Source organism: Mesorhizobium sp. M0047, from assembly GCF_040323315.1.
Lineage (GTDB): Bacteria > Pseudomonadota > Alphaproteobacteria > Rhizobiales > Rhizobiaceae > Mesorhizobium.
In genome coordinates this window covers 1-16,480 of record NZ_JAMYUW010000055.1, presented here as the reverse complement: position 1 = coordinate 16,480, position 16,480 = coordinate 1, and the positions used below count along the sequence as shown (strand labels likewise).

The following is a 16,480-nucleotide window of genomic DNA, read 5'->3' as shown; positions in this document are numbered from 1 at the left end:
CTGGAAGACGCCTTGATGGAGACTGCCCCTGCCCTGACGCCGCCCGGCATGCCGCACCGCCAGCCGGAGTTACGCCGTGCGCGGCGTGCTCGTGTGCGCCCGGCCTGTCGCAATGGCGGCAAACTGGCGCTTGACCGCGGCAAACAACGCTGGCGGCAGCGGCCCGTAATAGCCGCTCTCTGTCTCCAGCGGCCGGATGTCAGGCCCCGGCCAGGCGAACCGGTTGCTTTCCGTCAAAACGATCCACGACCGCTCGCCATCAAGCCGCAAGCGCAGCTTGACCGCAGCCGGAATCTCAATGGCATCATCGGGATCGGACGGCGGCGTGTGGGTGATCGGCAGGACCCGCACGACCGGCGAGCCGTCCTCCTGCATGGCGACCAGCGCCAGCACCAGGCAGGGCCGGTCCTTGTCGCCTTCTTCACGGCCCTCGCGGTGTTGCCAATGCCAGAGGTAGGAATAACGGAAGACGTGGCCGATCTTGATTTCAGCCGGCAGCATCTTTTGCCGTCAGGCCCTTTGACCCGGAGAGCTCGTCGTTGAGATGGTCAAGATCCGGCTCCATTTCCGAGGCTTCGACCGCGGCGACTTCGTCCGCGCTGAGCTCCGCTGTCAGCTCGACCCGGCGGTCGCGCTTCAACAGCCGGACAAAATCCTCGTAGGCCAGCAGCACAGTGCGCGGGCGGCCGTTCTTGGTGATGATGACCGGGTCGCGGACGGCGGCATCCTGATAGGCGCCAAAATTTTTCGAGACGGCGGCGGCGGTGACGGTGGTGGTCATTGGCGAAACTCCTTCTTCCGGAATATACGGGGTTTGCGGGCTTTCCGCAAGTTCGGGGCGCCAACGCCAGACGGAAACGAGCCCGTGAAAGAGCAGCTTCCCAAGACCAAGACGTGCCGAGGGGCTCGATGCGCTTGAGACGGTGCTGCCGTTCGATCGGCGCCAGTTTTTGGCCGGTCTGCTGACCGACGAACGACGATACGCGACCTGGCGAGGGAAGGGATACCCTCGATGCGTCGCCCCGGCCTTGGATTGGCGCTGACGATCGAAGCCGAAAAACGCCCCTGCCTTGCGCGAGTGCTTCATCGCCAGGACAGCTGGTCCTTCGGCAGCCGGCCGCTTGGGTCAAACACAGCTATCTTGTGCGGAAGGTGCGGATCCCAGTGCCAAAGCACCAGGTTGCGATCTTCCGTCTCGGCACCGGAAGCAAAACTCGGCACCAGAATGCCGGCAATGCCTTGCGGCCGCAGGCAGTCATGGATGGACCATGACGCCGGGCGATCGCCATCGCCGAGAGCCGTCGCCCAGGCGCAGGCCATGTCCTCGCGCGTGACGGAGAATTCTTCCCTCGCCTGCCCTGTCGTCACGTCCGCAATGTCGTCGCAATCGACTTCGTAGGAGCACAGCACGCATGGATCGATCCGATGCGCGAAACCCTGGTTGGCTTCCTTGACCGCTGTCATGACGGTCAGCGCCAGATAAAGCGCCGGCACACCCTTGGGATTGAATCGGGCACCCCGGATCGCCGCTCCATCACCGGAAGTCGGCTTGAATGCCCAACGTGGATCGTGCGCTCTGTAGCAGGTTCCGGCAAACCTCACGCAAAGCCGCCAACGGCCATGTGATCGAGGTAGTCACGCACCGCAGCGGCCTTTCCATCCTTCACGAGCGCTTCGGCCGTGCGTCCGCCGAATGCCGGAAGCGGCTGGGCCCGATACCAGGCCATCGCCTGTTCCTTGCCGCCCGCCCAATCCATCACGCGGCTGATAATCTCGAGCATTTCCCGCAGACGTCCCTGTGTCCTTACCGTCCGGCTGCGCTCCGACCGATAGAGGGTCTCGCGAGCAAGACCGGCGGTCTGAGCCAGCTGGCCCTTGGACATGCCAAAACCGTCCGCGACCTGCTCGATCGCGATCTTCCCGTTGCGGTCCATATAGGACAAGACGAGAGGTTCATTCTGCACGGGTAACTTCGGTGCCTGGCCCATAGCAGCTCATTCACCACATAAATCGTCACATTTTATGTGCAGAAGATATGGCATTTCTCGATCGCTTTCAAGTCCGGAGCCGAACCAGCTTGAGCGCCTGCATGAGTGGACACCAAGGGGAGGAGCTCAACGGACGGAGTCGTAGTCGGGAAACGGCTCAAGCCCGAAGGCCTGGCCTCGTCGCAGAACCAGTCATTGTGACCTGGATCCGAGAAACTTCGTCGCTGCTGCGGGGACCCTCGTCAGTTCAAAGTCCGCGACTGACGCTCGACATCTGCGAGCCGCTTATACGCCATCCATGCATCGGCGGCGACGGCGCTGCCGGCTCGCGCCAGCCAAGCCGCGCGATCGGCCTCATCAAGTGAGTTCCACCACACCATCCCGGCGGTTTCATCGGATGTCGGCTCTCGGTCGTCTTCGTTCTTCATGTCCTCGATCCTCGCATACGGTGTTCTTGCCGACAAGCGCTGCAGCCACAGGTCCATCACCCTATCCGCGGATTAAAGCCTGAGCCTCCTCCGCAAATCCCGGTACCCACACACTCATCCGGTCATCCTCACTGTCGCGCCATTAGCCTTCAGCGCCGCCATCAGCATGGGCGGTATGGAAATTCCCTGCTGTTGCCTTTTTTGGCCAGCACACGCAGATAGCCGCCGGCAATGCTGATCTGGATCCCCTGCGATGGCCATGAAGGCCTTGGTTGTAGTCGACACAAAGCCCCTCCCCGTCACGACCCAAACAGCCGCCGGTCCCAATAGACGGGTTGGTGCAGACTTGTCTGGATCCTCGAAAACTCCGGATGCGCCGGATTGATCAGCACATTGCAATCGAGACGCGCTACAACACTCGGCACCAGCAGGATGACGCTGCGCCGTTCTAAACACCAGGTTTCGCCAAATCCCTTGCTCACCGTCGCCGGCATCGTGTCCCAGCCGGGCAGTGACGGCTGCGAAAAGACCTCGTAGCTTAGCCCGCGCGGGATTGTGATTTCGATGTAATGCTGGTTGGGCGGCAGTCGGCCGCTGCCATGCACCAGCTTTTCCAACAAGGCCGTCGAATAATGCTCGCTGGTGTAGATGATAGGGCTTCCAGGCGTGCTCCATCGCCCTGGCGCGATTGTCGAGCCGGTCGCGTCGAAGATCGGGTAGGTGCCGGCCGGATCGCCGATGCGAAAGGACGATAGCGTGCGATCGAGAGTCTGCGCCGTCACGCAGCACTGCCGTACTTCAGACCTGCGAGGATCTCGACCACCATTTCGGCGCCGAACTCGCTCAGGATAACGAAGTCGATCGGTCGCTTGTCCTCAATCATCGGGTGCGGCCGAAACACGAAATCGCGCGCTTCCTCTTCGTTCTGCCAGACATCGACAGCAAGACCCCAGACCCGCGCCACGCGGGCCAATCGTGTGCCCTCGTCCGGCGAGAGACGATGTACCGCCTTGCGCCGCTCGTAGGTCGCCTTTGGGACCAGCCGGTATTTGAACTGAGCATCGCCAGGCGCCAGAAGATGCGCAACGCGCTCGAGCGCGCCGATGGGAAGTCCATTCTCGATCCGGGAAATCAGCCCGAAAAGCGACCGCGACGCCACCTCCTTAACGGGTAGCCCCAACACGTCGGCGACGTTTCCGAACGCCAGCATTCTCACTCTCCATTCCATGTGAGGCAAAACATAGCCTCACATGATGCGCCATGCCAGCCCCGCATCAGCGCGAACCGATCCGCCAACGGTTACCCGGTCATTTTTGCTGTCATGCCGTTCGCCTTCAACGCCGCCATCAGCATGGGCCCCACCGAAAACTCCCCTGCCCTCGCCTTTTCGGTTAGAACCCGCAGATAACCGCCGGCCGAGTTGATGTGCTGCGCCCTTTGCAAGATGCAGGCAATCACGATGGCGGCGGTCTCCTGGCCCATCACATGGCAAGCCTCCTCGTATGCTGAGGGCGAAATGCCAAGGTAACCTCGCACCTGGACGGCGGTGATCATCAGATCGCGCCAGTTTCCGATGCCGTGCACGGCATAGTCTGAAATTTCTGGGCAGGCTTTCAGCACAAGTCCTATCGGATAGCTTTTCGGTTTCTCGGCGGCAGCCTGCCTTGGCTCGACCGCCGCCCTGCTTTTCTCGAAAGCCGGTTCAAATACAAAAATGGAGTCTGTGTTTGAATCAGATTGCTGCCGCTCATTTTGGGACTCATTGGCGCCAGGATTCGTGGCATTCATGAAGTTTTCCAGCATCATGTCCACTTCGTCGTGAAGTCTGGTCAGTTCGGCAACGATCGCCTCCAGCTCGCACAGCCCTGCCCGGCGCGGGATTGCATCCACAATGGCTCTGAACCGTCTCCAGACGGCTCCCCAGTCGCCAGGAACGCCCTCCTCGATCGCGACCTCGACAAGTTTATGGATATCGCGACGATGGAGCGTAATCCGCTCCCTCATTAACCGGAGCGCCTGGCTGTCGGCGCGCACCTGTTCGGCAGCGTGCTGAAACTCAGCCGCCCGCGTCAGCAGCGGCGCCAGCGAGAACCCGAACGCCTCCTCAATGGCGCCACCCTTCCCTTTCCGGGCGAATCTTTTGCCGTTAGGGCTGTCGCGGCGGATGATCAGGCCGCAACTCACCAGCTCGCTCAGATGTCGCCGCAATGTGGAACTGGGCATGCCGTGAGTGCGCAGCGACAACTGTGCGTTCGAGGGGAAGACCATCAGGCCGTTTTCCTCGCTGATCTGGTCGTCCGGATAGAAGGACAAAAGCCCGCTCAGCACGGCGAGCGCGCGATCTCCCACACCTACGACGGTCTTGCCCTCACACAACCAACGATAAACCTGCCACTTCTCGACGAGCGCCCCGTCAGGAATCTCGCGCGATGCCGCGTTCGCTTGCACCAGCGCGAGCGTCATCGGCCGCCGCCCAAAGGGCGTCGTTGCATACCCACTCTCCATTTCCCTCACCTTTCAAAAAGGCAAAAGAAATCCGCTCGCCGAAACGACGCCACGACTCTTGACAGTGATTCGGGGAAATGCGATTCTCAGCTTGCTACAGACTTGAGAAGGGCTTCCGCGACGGTGACGTTCGGGGGCCTTTTTCTTTTGCGGTCTTAGTCTCCTGTTTTCTTCGCCATTTCCGATTCCCGAAAAGCCTCGAAAAGCTCATCGAGTTTGCCGGCAATGAATGCGCCGAAGGGCGACGCTTCCTTGGACTTCAAGGCAAGCGTAAACACTTTTCCCGTGTCGGTGATCTTGGCTCGAACTGATTTGTCCTGGGGTACCCAGGCTCGCTCCTGGGGCTTCGACGGCGCCCGCGGGCGCTTCGCCGGGGCGCTCACGAACTCGAACAGACGGGCAAAGCGGGCCTCACTGCCTGGCTGCGCGAAATCGGCGATTGCCACGCACTCCTCTGCCCTCGCAGCCGCACCAGGATGCTCCATGAGCTTGGCAAGCTGCCACCAGCGGTCTCGGCCAATGCCCTTGGCCGCGCCCACCGCAACAATCACCTGCTCTGGAATGTTGCCGATCACAGAACGCATCTTCGAGAAGGTCGTATCGTCGAGCGCAAGAGCTGATTTCACCGTCTCAGGCGAATGGCCTCGCTTGAGAACGCGGTCTGCAAAAAGCGTCCGCTCGATGAAGGACAAATCGGCTCTGGCGGCGTTCTCCTGGCCTTGGGCGATCACATGGTCCCTATCGTCCATCTTCTTGACGACAGCGCGTACAGGCCTTTGCAACTGCCGGGCAACCCTGACGCGCCTGTGGCCAAAGACGGTCTGAAAGCGTCCCGAAGTCTCGGGGTGAGGTCGGACCAAGATCGGCGAATCCTGCCCTCGTTCACGAATTGCCGTCAGCAACTCCTGAAACGCAGCATCGTCATCGTCCATACGGTCCGAGACGAATGACGTGTCGACCAAAGCCGGATCGAGATCGACGACTGAACTCTTCGAGAGCTCCTCGAATGACTGTATGATCGACCGTGATGCGCCACGAACGGCGTAGCTCGAGACGTCCTGGCCATCGGCAATTGCCGTTGCGGGTCCCATGACGCTGCCGAAAATGTCCTTGCGTGCCATTCAATCGCTCCGATTTGCGGTTAGTCGACTGATTTCACGAGCGAAATTTCCACTTTTTACTGCCGTAAACTTCGCTGTCATGACCGCCCCCAAGCGCGATGGACAAGAGCGGTGATCTCCGAGTTCACCGCATCCAGCGATTCTACCGCCCGGTCATAGGTAGAGCGGGTAAAGGACGATCTCTCGACTTCGTAGAGCGTCTGTTTCGTCAGACCTGCGTCCGAAATCGCCGTCGACTTGAGCATGGGATTCTCGAGGATCTGGCCGGCAAGCATGGATTGCATGAAGCCCACCATCTGCGCTTGCGGAATGTCCGTCGGTTCGTAGCGCGTGATCAGGTAGCGAAACCACTCGAGCTCGATCGCCGCGCCGGCGGCTTTGATGGTCTTCAAAATTCCGCCGAGCATCAACAGGAACTGGCTCATCGACATCAGGTCGAGCATCTGAGGATGAACGGTGATGAGAACGGATGTCGCCGCCGACATTGCCGTCAAGGTCAGATAGCCGAGTTGGGGCGGGCAATCGACAACAACGACGTCATAGCGGTCGTCCACTTCCGACAGCGCCTTTGCGATCCTGGTGAAGAATTGCCGGCCAGCACTGGACGATTTGTCCTGCATGGCGAGCGGCGTGTCGTACTCGTATTCCTGCAGCTCGAGATTGGCCGGAATGATGTCCAGCCCAGGAAAATTGGTCGGCACGATCACATCGGAGATCGGCCGGCGCTCGTCATCGTAACGGATCGCCTCATACAGCGAGAGATTGCGATCGAGCTCCGGCTGGAAGCCATGCAGGGCGGAGAGCGAAGCTTGCGGATCGAGATCGATTGCAAGGACACGGTGGCCGGTCAGCGCCAAATGCTGGGCGAGGTGGGCGGCAGTCGTTGTCTTGCCGCTACCGCCCTTGAAGTTGACGACAGCAACGACCTGGAGCTTGTCGCCAAGCTTGCGATGCGGAACATACTTCTTGACTTCGGTCCTGCCATGCTGGTCCAGGAAGTGGCGAAGTTCGAGCATCTGTGCGGCCGTGTAGGAGCGTCGGCCGGAAGGGACTTGGTCAGGCAAAGGTCCCTTGCCTTCGAGGTGAAGCCGCTTCAGATTGTTTTGCGATACACCAAGATAGTGCGCGACTTCTGCCATCGAAAATGGACGCAGCGTCTTCGTCGCATTGGGTGGAAATTTCTCCATGCGAAGCTGGTTGAGGCGTCGCGAAATCTCAGCACCCTGCTCGAGAATCTTATCGTCGAACTCGAACCGTGGTAGCCGCATGGCGATATTCATTCTCGTCGAAACCTGAATTGGCGCTTTTTGCGATGAAACTATTCAACAAGCGCCATTAAGCTCCGATTCGGAAAGCCCGGCAAGAAGTTTTAGGTTAACAGAAGCTTAACGCCACCAGCCGGCATTCTGACTGGCGAAGACCAATACCATTGCGATAGCGGCTGCCCGTCCTTCGAAGCAAGAACTCTCCCGCCCAGCTCGGCTAAATGCATGTTTTTTCTGCCACAAAGACCATTCTTTACGGCAGTAAAATCGCGTTCGTCAGCAGGCAAAAAGGTTGCAACTGCCGACGGGCGCAGGCAAGGCGCAGCCCGCTGTTGGCGCGCAACGCCGAATTTGGGAATGGCAGGGGAGGGGACTTCGTCCTCTATCATCCTGACGACGGTGGCGATATGCCGTTACGGTCGAGCGGAGGACCGCGTTGCGTATAGTTCCAGGTCCGGGACGACAAATGGTCGACACAGACTTTTGTCCCTTGCCGATCCCGAGGCCTGGGCCGTGATGTAGAGGCCGACAACTTGCGGATCTGGCGGCAGGGGGTCAAACGCCTGGCGCCGGCACCAGGCGGAAAAAATGCTTCCAGTCCGCGGCATAGCGCGACGGGTGTTTGCCGAACTCCCCGCCTCGACGTAATCGCGCGCGGGGTCGGCAAGCTTTTCGAGATGCCCAGGCAGTGATGCTTGTCGCGAGTCGAGGACTGGCGGGAAGGGAGCTTTATCCGGGCGCCCATCTCCATGACGAGTCGACAATGTCAGGCAGGTCCTCGGTGTCGACCGCGTCGAGGGGCGTCATGAAATTACGGGGACTGCCCATCGGAACTCTCGTTCATTGAATGCCGCGGTGGTGCGATTCCGAGGGCCCAACGTGCGACCAAAGCGCCGAATTGTCCACCGCGAGGTGCTTGACTAATAGCTCCGAGATTTGCGACCGGTCGCGTGCGACAACCGGTTGGGTCCGGTTATCGCATCACTGGGCGACGTGCCATGTCCGATCCAGTGACGCCCCTCTCAGGGCCTTCTTTCTCGGAGCCGATCCTTCCTTTCATGTTCAACGTCCTTTATGTTTCGTTCAACAGTGGACAATCCAAGATGAGCAGACGTGGCGCAACGGCAGCCGAAAGCGAGGAGCGGATCGCCCGCACCCGGAACCGTCTGGTGCTTGAGCAGGCGAGGGCGGTCGGCCTTCTCGGCGCGGCCAAGAACACACGCCTTTCCGGCAGGGTGCCGTCGGAATTGATCGAGGCGGCAAAGAAGCGCGCGCATGTGACCTCCGACACCGAGCTGCTGGAGCTCGCCCTGTCGCGGCTGGCCCTCGAGGACGATTTTGGTGCCCGGCTCGTCGGCCGCAAGGGCAGCATCTCCGCGGACATTGATTTTGGCGTTTGATCTCGGGAGCGCACTGCGTTCCCTCAAACCACAGCGGCGTGGCGGAGGGCTGGAACGGCGGCTGGATTCCGCTCTGTGCTGGGCAGGTGATCAGCCGCCTGTCGGCGGTGCATTGCTTCTCGACACGAGCGTCTATCTGGATGTCCTGCAGGGGCGCACGCCTGAAGTGGTCGATGACCTTTTGACCTATCGGCTCTGTCAGCACTCGGCCGTCTGCCTTGCCAAACTCAGCCATGTATTCGGCCGGCTCGATCCGGGGCATGCCACGACGAAGTCCGTCCTGAAAGTGGTTGCGACACGATCGAAGATATTCCAGCGCACCGGCTGCACGCACCCGACGCCACCGCCTGGGGACGCGCCGGCATGCTTGCCGGCCTGCTGTTCCGGCTGAGCCGCCCGCCGAAAGGGGAGGGGCATGAACGCCGCTTCCTCAACGATGCGCTGATCTTTCACCAGGCCGGTCTGCTGGGCAGACAGTTTTGACCGGCAATGTTCGGGATTTCGATTACCTCAACCAACTTGTTCCGTCGGTACGTGTAATCTTCTACCGGCCGGTGACAGGCTCGCGCCCGCAGGGTTGAAAGCGCCTGTGGGAGACACGCCATCATCATCTTACCTGAACGTTGTTGGCGGCTGACCATATTTCTGCTTGAAAGCGGTTGCGAGGTGGGCCGAATCCGAAAAGCCAGTCTCAAATGCGATTTCGGTGATGGGCATGGCGCTGTTTTCGACGAGGAAACGCGCATAGCGCAGGCGGGTCTCCAGAATGAACCGTTTCGGCGAGACGCCAATGTGCTGCTGAAAGAGTCGGGCGAACTGGCGTGGTGAAAGGCTGGCCGCGCGCGCAGCCTGTTGGGGGCAAACGTCCCGCCCCTTTCTGCTTTCGATCAGGACCACGGCGCGTTGTATGCGCGTGTCATCGACATGACGGAAAACCGAAGCGCGGCCCTGATCGAAGGCACTCATTGTCTTGTGCTCGGTCAGGGAAAGCTGGTGTACGGCTTTGGCCGCCCTGTCGGGTCCGCAATGCTGGCGGATGAGTTCCGTCATCAGCGACAGGATCGAAACACCGCCGGGCACGGTGATCCGGCCGTTGTCGATGAGGAAATCGTCGCGGGTCGAAAAGGCGATGCGTGGAAAAGCGATACGGAAATCCTCGGCATGAAACGGATGGACCGATGCCTTTCGGCCTTCGAGCAATCCTTCCTGCGCCAGAACGAAGACACCAGTACAAGCGCCAACAATGGGAACGCTTGCCGCGGCTGCCACGCGCAAATAGTCGCGATGCTGGCTGGAGGCTGCCCGCAGGTGCGGAAGAAGCCCGCCGATCACGGCAATATAGTCGAAATCGGTCGGATTGATATAGGGCGAGTCCGCATGCACGCGAATGCCGCAGCTCGCTACGGCTGCGTGGCCGGGACCACCCATAATCGACCAGCGGCAGTGGAGTGGGCGGGAATTATCGGCGAAGTCGGCAGCGTGCCGCAGAGGCTCGACGATGCCGGTGAGCGACATCATGGGGAAGGTCGGCCAAAGCACGATACCGACCGAGAGATCCGGTTTGCGATCACGTGCCGCTAGCAGGCGTTGAGACCAGAGCCCATCGAGCCATTCCACATAGCCGGTCTCAGCTGGTGCCGGTGAAGAATGCGAATCAGTGAGGTTCATGCCGGCTTCCCATGGTCAAAACTGGATCGCGCGTCGTATTTTCAAAGAGAATGTCTGATTTTTAAAATTCAAGCAACGGGATGACTGTCAGATTTGCAGTCGTCAGATGAGACGTCCGGAGAAGGAAAATCGCCGGATTGGGGAACTCAACAGAAAAAAGGATCAAATCGATGACACTTTCTCTTTCGAGAAGGCTGATGGCGTGCGCGCTTTTGGCAGCCGCAAGCTTTCCGGCATTCGCGCCCGCAGCAAAGGCATTCGAACTGGCGCAGGAGCGCAAGTTGACTGTCGCCTTCACCGGCGACATGCCCGGCTCTGGCTGGCAGGACGGCAAGCTGATCGGCTACGACGGCGAAATCATGCAGAAGATCGCTGACAAACTGGGCCTGAAAATCCAGCCGGCGCTGATGGAATGGTCCGGCACCATCGCCTCTGTCGAGGCCGGCCGCGTCGACGTCATGCTCGGCACCATGGGCTGGACGGAAAAGCGCACGAAGATCATGACGCTGTCGGAGCCGATCCACTACTTCAAGAACGGCATCATGCAATCGACCAAAACGAATTGGGACAAGCTGTCGGATCTCGAAGGCAAGAAAGTTGGCACCATCACGGGCTTTTCGTTCGTGCCAGAGCTGAAGAAAATCAAGGGCCTCGAACTGTCGCTATATGACACCTCGGACGCTGCGGTGCGCGATCTGATCGCTGGTCGCATCGAAGCCGTGATCGGCGATCCGCCGGTTGTCTCCTATGCCATCAAGCAGAATCCTGGTTGGAACATGCAGTTCCTCGCGTTTACCGACCAGAATGCGGACTTTCCGCTTCTGACCGGCCTTGGACAGGTCGTCTACGGGGTCAACAAAAAGAACGATGATCTGCGCCAGAAGATGGACGCGATCATCGCCGAGATGTGGAAAAGTTGCGAGATGAAGGCGATCGGCGCCCGCTATGGCCTGTCTGCCGATGTCTGGTACACGCCCTCCGGCGAGAATTTCCGCGCCGGCGTTGATCGCCCGGCCGACTACAAGCTGCCATCCTGCGCTGTCGGCGGCTGATCGGACACCTCGGGGGCCGCAAGACCAGCGGCCTCCCTTTTGTCGGGCGACAGCAGGAGGAACGGCGATGATGGCATTGTTGAGTGTGACGGGACTGCGCAAGAGCTACGGACCGGTGGAGGTGCTGAAGGGCATCGATTTCTCGGTGAAGGCGGGTGAGAAGATTGCTCTGATCGGCCCCTCGGGTTCGGGCAAATCCACCTGCTTGCGCTGCATGAATTTTCTCGAAAATCCCTCGGCGGGCGACATCCGGCTCGATGGCGAGCGGGTGGGCGTACGACCTGGCGGGCGAGGTGGTAGCGAGCGGATCATGAGCGACCGGCAACTTGCACCGCAGCGGGCGCAGATGGGCATGGTGTTCCAACTGTTTCATCTCTGGCCGCATCTCTCGGTCCTGGAAAATGTTGCGATTGCGGCCCGCAAGGTGCGGCGGCTTCCCGCCGTGGAGGCACGCGACGTCGCCATGGAGATGCTCGCCAAGGTGCATATGGCGCATCGCGCCAGCGCGTCGCCGCTCGAACTGTCCGGCGGTCAGCAGCAGCGCGTCGCCATTGCCCGTGCGCTGGCACAGAAACCCAAGCTGATGCTGTTCGATGAACCGACCTCGGCGCTTGATCCGGAACTGGTACACGAGGTGCTGAAGGTCATCGAGGAACTAGCGGCCGAAGGCCGCACCATGCTGCTCGTCACCCACGAGATCGCTTTTGCCCGCGACGTCGCAGACCGGGTGATGTTCCTCGATGGCGGCGTGATCATCGAGGAGGGGCTGGCGCGCGACGTGATCGTCACGCCGCGAGAGCCGCGCACCCAGGCCTTCCTGAAGCTGATCCGGCATTGAGGGAGCTGCAATGAACAGCCTGGACCCATTCCTCATCATCCTTCAGGGCCTCCTGCAAGGGGCCGGCATCACCTCTGTCGTAACCCTCTCCGCCCTGGCTCTCGGCCTTGCTCTAGGCTTCGCCCTTTCGCTTGTCCGACAGTTTTCCCGCTCAAAGCTGCTGCACGGCCTTGTCGACGTCTATGTCGAGTTTTTCCGCAACATTCCGGCGCTGTCGCACCTATTCATCCTGTATTTCGGGCTGGCCAGCCTCGGCTTCCGCCTTTCGTCCATGGGAGCGGCGATACTCGGGCTGGGGTTGATCGGCGCTGCGGTCACTTGTGACATTTTCCGCTCGGGGTTCAAGTCGCTTTCGCCGGGACAGGCGGAGGCGGCGCTCGCTACCGGCTTTACCCCGCTGCAGACGATATTCAACATCTTGACGCCACAGGCGATGCGCATCGCGCTGCCGTCGCTTGGCAATTTCGCGGTGCAGCTTCTGAAAGATACCTCTGTGGTCTCCGCCATCGCAGCACCCGAGATCATGTTCTATGCCCGCTCCATGGTCACCTCGTCTTTCCAGACGACGCTTATCTACGCCACGGCCGCCGGTCTCTACCTCGTCATGAGCCTGCCCCTCATGCAGGCGGTGAGGGTGCTTGAAATCCGGTACGGCAGGGTGAAATGACCAGCTTCTTCCAACCTTACGCCGAATATGGCGGCGAATGGCTGCCGGTTCTCCTCGATGCCATGCTGAAGACCGCGCTCCTGTCGATTTCAGCCTTTGCTTTGGCTTTGGTCTGCGGACTTCTTCTATGGCTTTTCCAGGGATCGAGCGTCCCGGCGCTCCGACGTTTCGCCACCCTCTACGTTACGGTGGTCCGTGGCATACCGCTTCTGGCGGTGCTCTTCCTGCTTTACTTCGGGCTTCCGGGCATCGGTGTGATTTTTGATGCTTTCACTGCCGCCATGCTGGGTCTTGCCCTTTGCTTCGCGGCCCAAGTGGCGGAAGTCCTCCGTGCCGGGATGATGGCGATCCCCAAGGGCCAGCGCGAGGCAGCACTTGCCGTCGGTTTCACGCCCGGCCAATGCTTCGCGTTCATCATCCTGCCCCAGGTTGTGAGGGTGGTGCTATCGCCGATGATCGTCACCTTCGTCTCGCTGCTGAAGGACAGTTCGCTCGCCTCTCTGATCACCGTCGATGAACTGGTGCTGACTGGGCGGGCCATGGCGACGGAATATTTCCTGCCGCTGCAGATCTATATCGCCGTCGGGCTCTGCTATTTCCTCATCGCCTGGCCCTTTTCCCTGCTTTCGCGGCGGCTCGCCGTCCGATAATCGATCCGACAAGGTCGCAAAGATGAACACCCCCAGCAGCGATATCGACCGCGGGCGCTCCGCACGCTCGCAGAACCGTCCCGCCCTTCGTCAGCCCGTAATCTTGATGACCCCGGATATTCAGGAAACCGCAAATGCGGCAACCGAGCGGGAATACGTGGTGCGCGCAAATTATGCGGAAGCCATCGCAGAGGCAGGTGGCATCCCACTGATATTGCCCTATGAGTCAGGCGGAATTTCCGCCGCTCTGGCCATTGCCGACGGTATTCTGATAACCGGCGCGCGGCCCGGGGCGGAAGTCACGCCACACCGTAGCGAATTCGAAAAGGCTCTTATTCGGCGAGCCCTGGATGTTGGCAGGCCATTGCTCGGTATCTGCCATGGCATGCAACTGATCGGCGAGTTCCTGGGCGGAACGTTTGTAACGGATCTACCCGAGATGGCCGATGATCGAACGGCGCATATGCCGCACGACGTTCCAGACCGTCTTGCCCACGAGATCGTCGTCGAACCCGGCAGTTCCTTTGCCGGCTGGCTTGCTGATGCGAAGACCAGTGTCAATAGCCTGCACCGCCATGCGCTTACCGGTTCGGGCCGCTTCCGTGTGGTTGCGCGCGCGCCAGACGGAGTCATCGAAGCCTTCGAGGGTGAGACAGCCGCCTTTAGCCTGGGCGTCCAGTGGCATCCGGAATATCGACTAACAGCCTTCGACAGATACGTACTGAAGACCTTCGTTGACCGGGCTGCATCAGCCTTGAAGGCTGCGACCGAAAGATCGTCTGATGGATCGTCCGTATATGACCGGTTGTCGGATCTCGGGCTGACCTTGCCGGAAGCATCGGTGCCACCGGGCTCCTTTGTGGGAGCGGTGCGGAGCGGCCGTGCCGTGACTGTCTCTGGTCAGGTGCCGTTGAAGCACGGGAGCGTCGTGCAAACAGGGCGCCTGGGGGACACGGTATCGATCGAGGAGGGGCAGGAGTGCGCCCGTTGGGCGCTGCTCAACGCGCTTGCCCAACTGGAGCGGATCGCGGGAGGGCTTGAGCGGGTCGGCGGATTTGTACGGCTTGCGGGTTATGTTGCCGCAAGCTCGGATTTCACCCGGCATGGCGCGGTCATCGACGGAGCCTCCGAACTGCTTCGCGGACTTTTTCCGGACCGTTGGGCTCATGCACGCGTCGCTATCGGCGTCTCGTCCCTGCCGCGTGGTGTTCCGGTGGAAATCGAACTGACCGCCATTCTCACGGATGAGGACTAACATGGCGGCCATTGCCGTGGTAGGCGCCGGTGTCGTCGGCGTAAGCACAGCCTATGTGCTGGCGCGGGCAGGGCATCGCGTCACATTGATCGACGCTGCCGCAGAACCGGGTACGTGCGCCAGCGCCGGCAATGCCGCGCAATTGTCATGGGCCTATGGCGACGCCATGGCATCGCCCGCGCTGATCCGGCATCTGCCGGCCATCGTGCTCGGTCGCGACCCCGCCTTTCGCATAAGCTGGCAGGCCGATCCCGATTTCCTGATCTGGGGCCTGCGCTTTCTCGCCAATGCACCGGCAGCGTGTTGGTGGGCGAACACGCGCGCCATTCTGGATCTTGCGGCCGTCTCCCGTCGGGAACTTGCGGCGCTGCTTGTCGAGACGGGCATTTCCTTCGACTACCGGCCTGCCGGCAAACTGCATCTCTACGGCGATGCCAGCAGTTTTCGGGCAGCTCACGCCACGGTCGACAGGAAGAACGCGCTTGGCCTCGACCAGCGCATGCTGAACCGGCAGGCTGCCGAAGAGGTCGAACCCGCGCTACGCCTTTATCAGGGCGAAATTGCGGGCGCCGTGTATACGCCCGGCGATGCCCTTGGCGACGCGGCCGCCTATTGCCGGGCGCTCACGGCCCATCTCGTGCGCGAGTACGGGATGATTCCGCTCCTGGGTCGCCGCGTCTGCGGCTTTGGCACGGTAAACGGCAGGCTTCGGGCCATCCGCTTTCTCGATCGCGAGGACATCGCGGTCGACCGTGCGGTCCTTGCCACTGGGCCGGGAGCGACGCTCCTCTCTCGCGACGTGCCGGAGGCCCGCGCCATTCGGCCGGTGCGCGGCTATTCCCTGACGATTCCCCTGACATCGGGTGCGCCGCGTGTCAGTCTCACCGATGTCAAGCGCAAGCTGGCATTCGCCGCGATCGGCAACCGGTTCCGCGTCGCCGGGCTCGCCGATATCACCGCCGCAGGTGCGGGCTTCGATGCCGCCCGCTTCGATGCCTTGCGGACGACCGCATCTTCCGTACTTCAGGAGTTTCAAGTCGCTGGCCCCAACGATATCCCTTGGTCGGGAGAACGTCCGACAACCCCCTCCTCGCAGCCGATCATTTGTCCGTCGCGCCGAATTCGCGGATTGTATCTGAACATCGGCCACGGCATGCTCGGCTGGACGCTCGCGCTCGGTTCCGCCCGGCGCGTGGCCGATCTGATTAAAGCATAGTCCGAGCGTATTGCAGTCAGATGTATCCATGCCGAAGCTCAAAGGAATTTATTCCGTAGGGCAATCGGATTTCGATGACCTCGACCTCGACGAACAGCCTATAGCCGTGAGCCCGAACATAGAGGGAGCGTTTGTACTCAAGGCGAAGGAACTCGATATCGACCTCCAGGCTAGGCTTCGTGACCACGCGTTTGTTATGAAGCCCAAGCCGCACAAGATTCGAGAAGCGAAGCAGTCGTGTCGGTCCAGCCCCCTCCTGAAGCCGCACCATGCAAGCTATACGTCTTCGCTGCGACACCTGTCACGTTCTGTCATGTCGACAATGAAAGCGTTCCTGCAAGCCAGCTCGGTCCACCATTGACGAGAGTTGCGACGACACTACGGCTCGACAGAGGCTATGCCTCGACAGCTGGGTCCTGCGGGTCGA

General features: G+C 60.8%; 19 protein-coding genes and 1 pseudogene. 9 read left to right on the top strand and 11 right to left on the bottom strand.

Features of this window, described 5'->3' with window-relative positions; genetic code table 11:
* Positions 1–69: 69 nt before the first annotated feature.
* The 10 genes from NKJ89_RS32245 to repA form a co-directional block, all read right to left on the bottom strand.
* Positions 70–501 carry a plasmid maintenance toxin (PemK-like) gene (locus NKJ89_RS32245; RefSeq protein WP_352608525.1) on the bottom strand — a complete coding sequence of 144 codons (432 nt, stop codon included), beginning with the start codon at positions 499–501 and terminating at the stop codon, positions 70–72.
* Positions 488–781, bottom strand: a complete 294-nt coding sequence (locus NKJ89_RS32240; protein ID WP_352608524.1) for a type II toxin-antitoxin system Phd/YefM family antitoxin — start codon at positions 779–781, stop codon at positions 488–490. Before NKJ89_RS32240 ends, NKJ89_RS32245 begins: the two co-directional genes overlap by 14 nt.
* 302 nt (positions 782–1,083) lie before the next feature.
* Positions 1,084–1,602: an RES family NAD+ phosphorylase gene (locus NKJ89_RS32235; protein ID WP_352608523.1), complete on the bottom strand. Its 519-nt coding sequence runs from the start codon at positions 1,600–1,602 to the stop codon at positions 1,084–1,086.
* Complete coding sequence (locus tag NKJ89_RS32230) at positions 1,599–1,988, bottom strand: MbcA/ParS/Xre antitoxin family protein (protein WP_023762666.1); 390 nt, start codon at positions 1,986–1,988, stop codon at positions 1,599–1,601. Before NKJ89_RS32230 ends, NKJ89_RS32235 begins: the two co-directional genes overlap by 4 nt.
* A gap of 242 nt (positions 1,989–2,230) precedes the next feature.
* Complete coding sequence (locus NKJ89_RS32225) at positions 2,231–2,473, bottom strand: hypothetical protein (RefSeq protein ID WP_352608522.1); 243 nt, start codon at positions 2,471–2,473, stop codon at positions 2,231–2,233.
* A gap of 242 nt (positions 2,474–2,715) precedes the next feature.
* Positions 2,716–3,198, bottom strand: coding sequence for an RES family NAD+ phosphorylase (locus NKJ89_RS32220; RefSeq protein WP_352608521.1), 483 nt, complete (start codon positions 3,196–3,198; stop codon positions 2,716–2,718).
* Positions 3,195–3,626, bottom strand: a complete 432-nt coding sequence (locus NKJ89_RS32215) for an antitoxin Xre-like helix-turn-helix domain-containing protein (protein WP_352608520.1) — start codon at positions 3,624–3,626, stop codon at positions 3,195–3,197. Before NKJ89_RS32215 ends, NKJ89_RS32220 begins: the two co-directional genes overlap by 4 nt.
* Before the next feature lie 89 nt (positions 3,627–3,715).
* Positions 3,716–4,921 (bottom strand): plasmid replication protein RepC, encoded by a 1,206-nt coding sequence (gene repC, locus NKJ89_RS32210; RefSeq protein ID WP_352608519.1) that lies wholly within the window; start codon positions 4,919–4,921, stop codon positions 3,716–3,718.
* Positions 4,922–5,076: 155 nt separating this feature from the next.
* On the bottom strand, positions 5,077–6,042 hold the full coding sequence (gene repB, locus NKJ89_RS32205; protein ID WP_352608517.1) for a plasmid partitioning protein RepB: 966 nt from the start codon (positions 6,040–6,042) through the stop codon (positions 5,077–5,079).
* A gap of 77 nt (positions 6,043–6,119) precedes the next feature.
* Complete coding sequence (repA, locus tag NKJ89_RS32200; protein WP_352608516.1) at positions 6,120–7,322, bottom strand: plasmid partitioning protein RepA; 1,203 nt, start codon at positions 7,320–7,322, stop codon at positions 6,120–6,122.
* A 1,088-nt stretch (positions 7,323–8,410) separates the two neighbouring features.
* On the opposite strand from repA, the gene NKJ89_RS32195 reads away from it, so the two are divergent.
* Both NKJ89_RS32195 and NKJ89_RS32190 read left to right on the top strand, forming a co-directional pair.
* Entirely contained in the window at positions 8,411–8,707 is a 297-nt protein-coding gene (locus tag NKJ89_RS32195) for a hypothetical protein (protein WP_352608515.1), read from the top strand.
* A pseudogene (locus tag NKJ89_RS32190) lies at positions 8,697–9,288 on the top strand (type II toxin-antitoxin system VapC family toxin). Before NKJ89_RS32195 ends, NKJ89_RS32190 begins: the two are co-directional and overlap by 11 nt.
* 31 nt (positions 9,289–9,319) lie before the next feature.
* On the opposite strand, the gene NKJ89_RS32185 reads toward NKJ89_RS32190, so the two are convergent.
* The gene (locus NKJ89_RS32185) at positions 9,320–10,375 is read right to left on the bottom strand and encodes a GlxA family transcriptional regulator (protein ID WP_352608514.1); all 1,056 of its coding nucleotides are present in this window, start codon (positions 10,373–10,375) and stop codon (positions 9,320–9,322) included.
* 170 nt (positions 10,376–10,545) lie between these two features.
* Between NKJ89_RS32185 and NKJ89_RS32180 the strand changes: the two genes are divergently transcribed.
* The 7 genes from NKJ89_RS32180 (at position 10,546) to NKJ89_RS32150 (ending at position 16,414) form a co-directional block, all read left to right on the top strand.
* Positions 10,546–11,427 (top strand): ABC transporter substrate-binding protein, encoded by an 882-nt coding sequence (locus tag NKJ89_RS32180; RefSeq protein ID WP_352608513.1) that lies wholly within the window; start codon positions 10,546–10,548, stop codon positions 11,425–11,427.
* Between the two features lie 67 nt (positions 11,428–11,494).
* A complete protein-coding gene (locus tag NKJ89_RS32175) occupies positions 11,495–12,265 on the top strand; it encodes an amino acid ABC transporter ATP-binding protein (protein ID WP_352608512.1) in 771 nt (256 codons plus the stop codon).
* Positions 12,266–12,275: 10 nt separating this feature from the next.
* On the top strand, positions 12,276–12,932 hold the full coding sequence (locus NKJ89_RS32170; RefSeq protein WP_352608511.1) for an amino acid ABC transporter permease: 657 nt from the start codon (positions 12,276–12,278) through the stop codon (positions 12,930–12,932).
* Positions 12,929–13,582: an amino acid ABC transporter permease gene (locus tag NKJ89_RS32165; protein ID WP_352608510.1), complete on the top strand. Its 654-nt coding sequence runs from the start codon at positions 12,929–12,931 to the stop codon at positions 13,580–13,582. Before NKJ89_RS32170 ends, NKJ89_RS32165 begins: the two co-directional genes overlap by 4 nt.
* A gap of 106 nt (positions 13,583–13,688) precedes the next feature.
* Entirely contained in the window at positions 13,689–14,837 is a 1,149-nt protein-coding gene (locus tag NKJ89_RS32160; protein WP_352608509.1) for an Atu1372/SO_1960 family protein, read from the top strand.
* Position 14,838: 1 nt separating this feature from the next.
* Complete coding sequence (locus tag NKJ89_RS32155) at positions 14,839–16,053, top strand: FAD-dependent oxidoreductase (protein WP_352608508.1); 1,215 nt, start codon at positions 14,839–14,841, stop codon at positions 16,051–16,053.
* A 28-nt stretch (positions 16,054–16,081) separates the two neighbouring features.
* A complete protein-coding gene (locus NKJ89_RS32150) occupies positions 16,082–16,414 on the top strand; it encodes a hypothetical protein (RefSeq protein ID WP_352608506.1) in 333 nt (110 codons plus the stop codon).
* Positions 16,415–16,480: the final 66 nt, after the last annotated feature.

Coding starts and splice junctions, on each gene's coding strand:
- NKJ89_RS32195 (WP_352608515.1), top strand. CDS start 8,411: ATGAGCAGACGTGGCGCAACGGCAGCCGAAAGCGAGGAGCGGATCGCC.
- NKJ89_RS32245 (WP_352608525.1), bottom strand. CDS start 501: ATGCTGCCGGCTGAAATCAAGATCGGCCACGTCTTCCGTTATTCCTAC.
- NKJ89_RS32185 (WP_352608514.1), bottom strand. CDS start 10,375: ATGAACCTCACTGATTCGCATTCTTCACCGGCACCAGCTGAGACCGGC.
- NKJ89_RS32225 (WP_352608522.1), bottom strand. CDS start 2,473: ATGGACCTGTGGCTGCAGCGCTTGTCGGCAAGAACACCGTATGCGAGG.
- NKJ89_RS32155 (WP_352608508.1), top strand. CDS start 14,839: ATGGCGGCCATTGCCGTGGTAGGCGCCGGTGTCGTCGGCGTAAGCACA.
- NKJ89_RS32170 (WP_352608511.1), top strand. CDS start 12,276: ATGAACAGCCTGGACCCATTCCTCATCATCCTTCAGGGCCTCCTGCAA.
- NKJ89_RS32165 (WP_352608510.1), top strand. CDS start 12,929: ATGACCAGCTTCTTCCAACCTTACGCCGAATATGGCGGCGAATGGCTG.
- repA (WP_352608516.1), bottom strand. CDS start 7,322: ATGAATATCGCCATGCGGCTACCACGGTTCGAGTTCGACGATAAGATT.
- NKJ89_RS32230 (WP_023762666.1), bottom strand. CDS start 1,988: ATGGGCCAGGCACCGAAGTTACCCGTGCAGAATGAACCTCTCGTCTTG.
- NKJ89_RS32150 (WP_352608506.1), top strand. CDS start 16,082: ATGCCGAAGCTCAAAGGAATTTATTCCGTAGGGCAATCGGATTTCGAT.
- NKJ89_RS32215 (WP_352608520.1), bottom strand. CDS start 3,626: ATGCTGGCGTTCGGAAACGTCGCCGACGTGTTGGGGCTACCCGTTAAG.
- NKJ89_RS32175 (WP_352608512.1), top strand. CDS start 11,495: ATGATGGCATTGTTGAGTGTGACGGGACTGCGCAAGAGCTACGGACCG.
- NKJ89_RS32240 (WP_352608524.1), bottom strand. CDS start 781: ATGACCACCACCGTCACCGCCGCCGCCGTCTCGAAAAATTTTGGCGCC.
- NKJ89_RS32160 (WP_352608509.1), top strand. CDS start 13,689: ATGACCCCGGATATTCAGGAAACCGCAAATGCGGCAACCGAGCGGGAA.
- NKJ89_RS32180 (WP_352608513.1), top strand. CDS start 10,546: ATGACACTTTCTCTTTCGAGAAGGCTGATGGCGTGCGCGCTTTTGGCA.
- repC (WP_352608519.1), bottom strand. CDS start 4,921: ATGGAGAGTGGGTATGCAACGACGCCCTTTGGGCGGCGGCCGATGACG.
- repB (WP_352608517.1), bottom strand. CDS start 6,042: ATGGCACGCAAGGACATTTTCGGCAGCGTCATGGGACCCGCAACGGCA.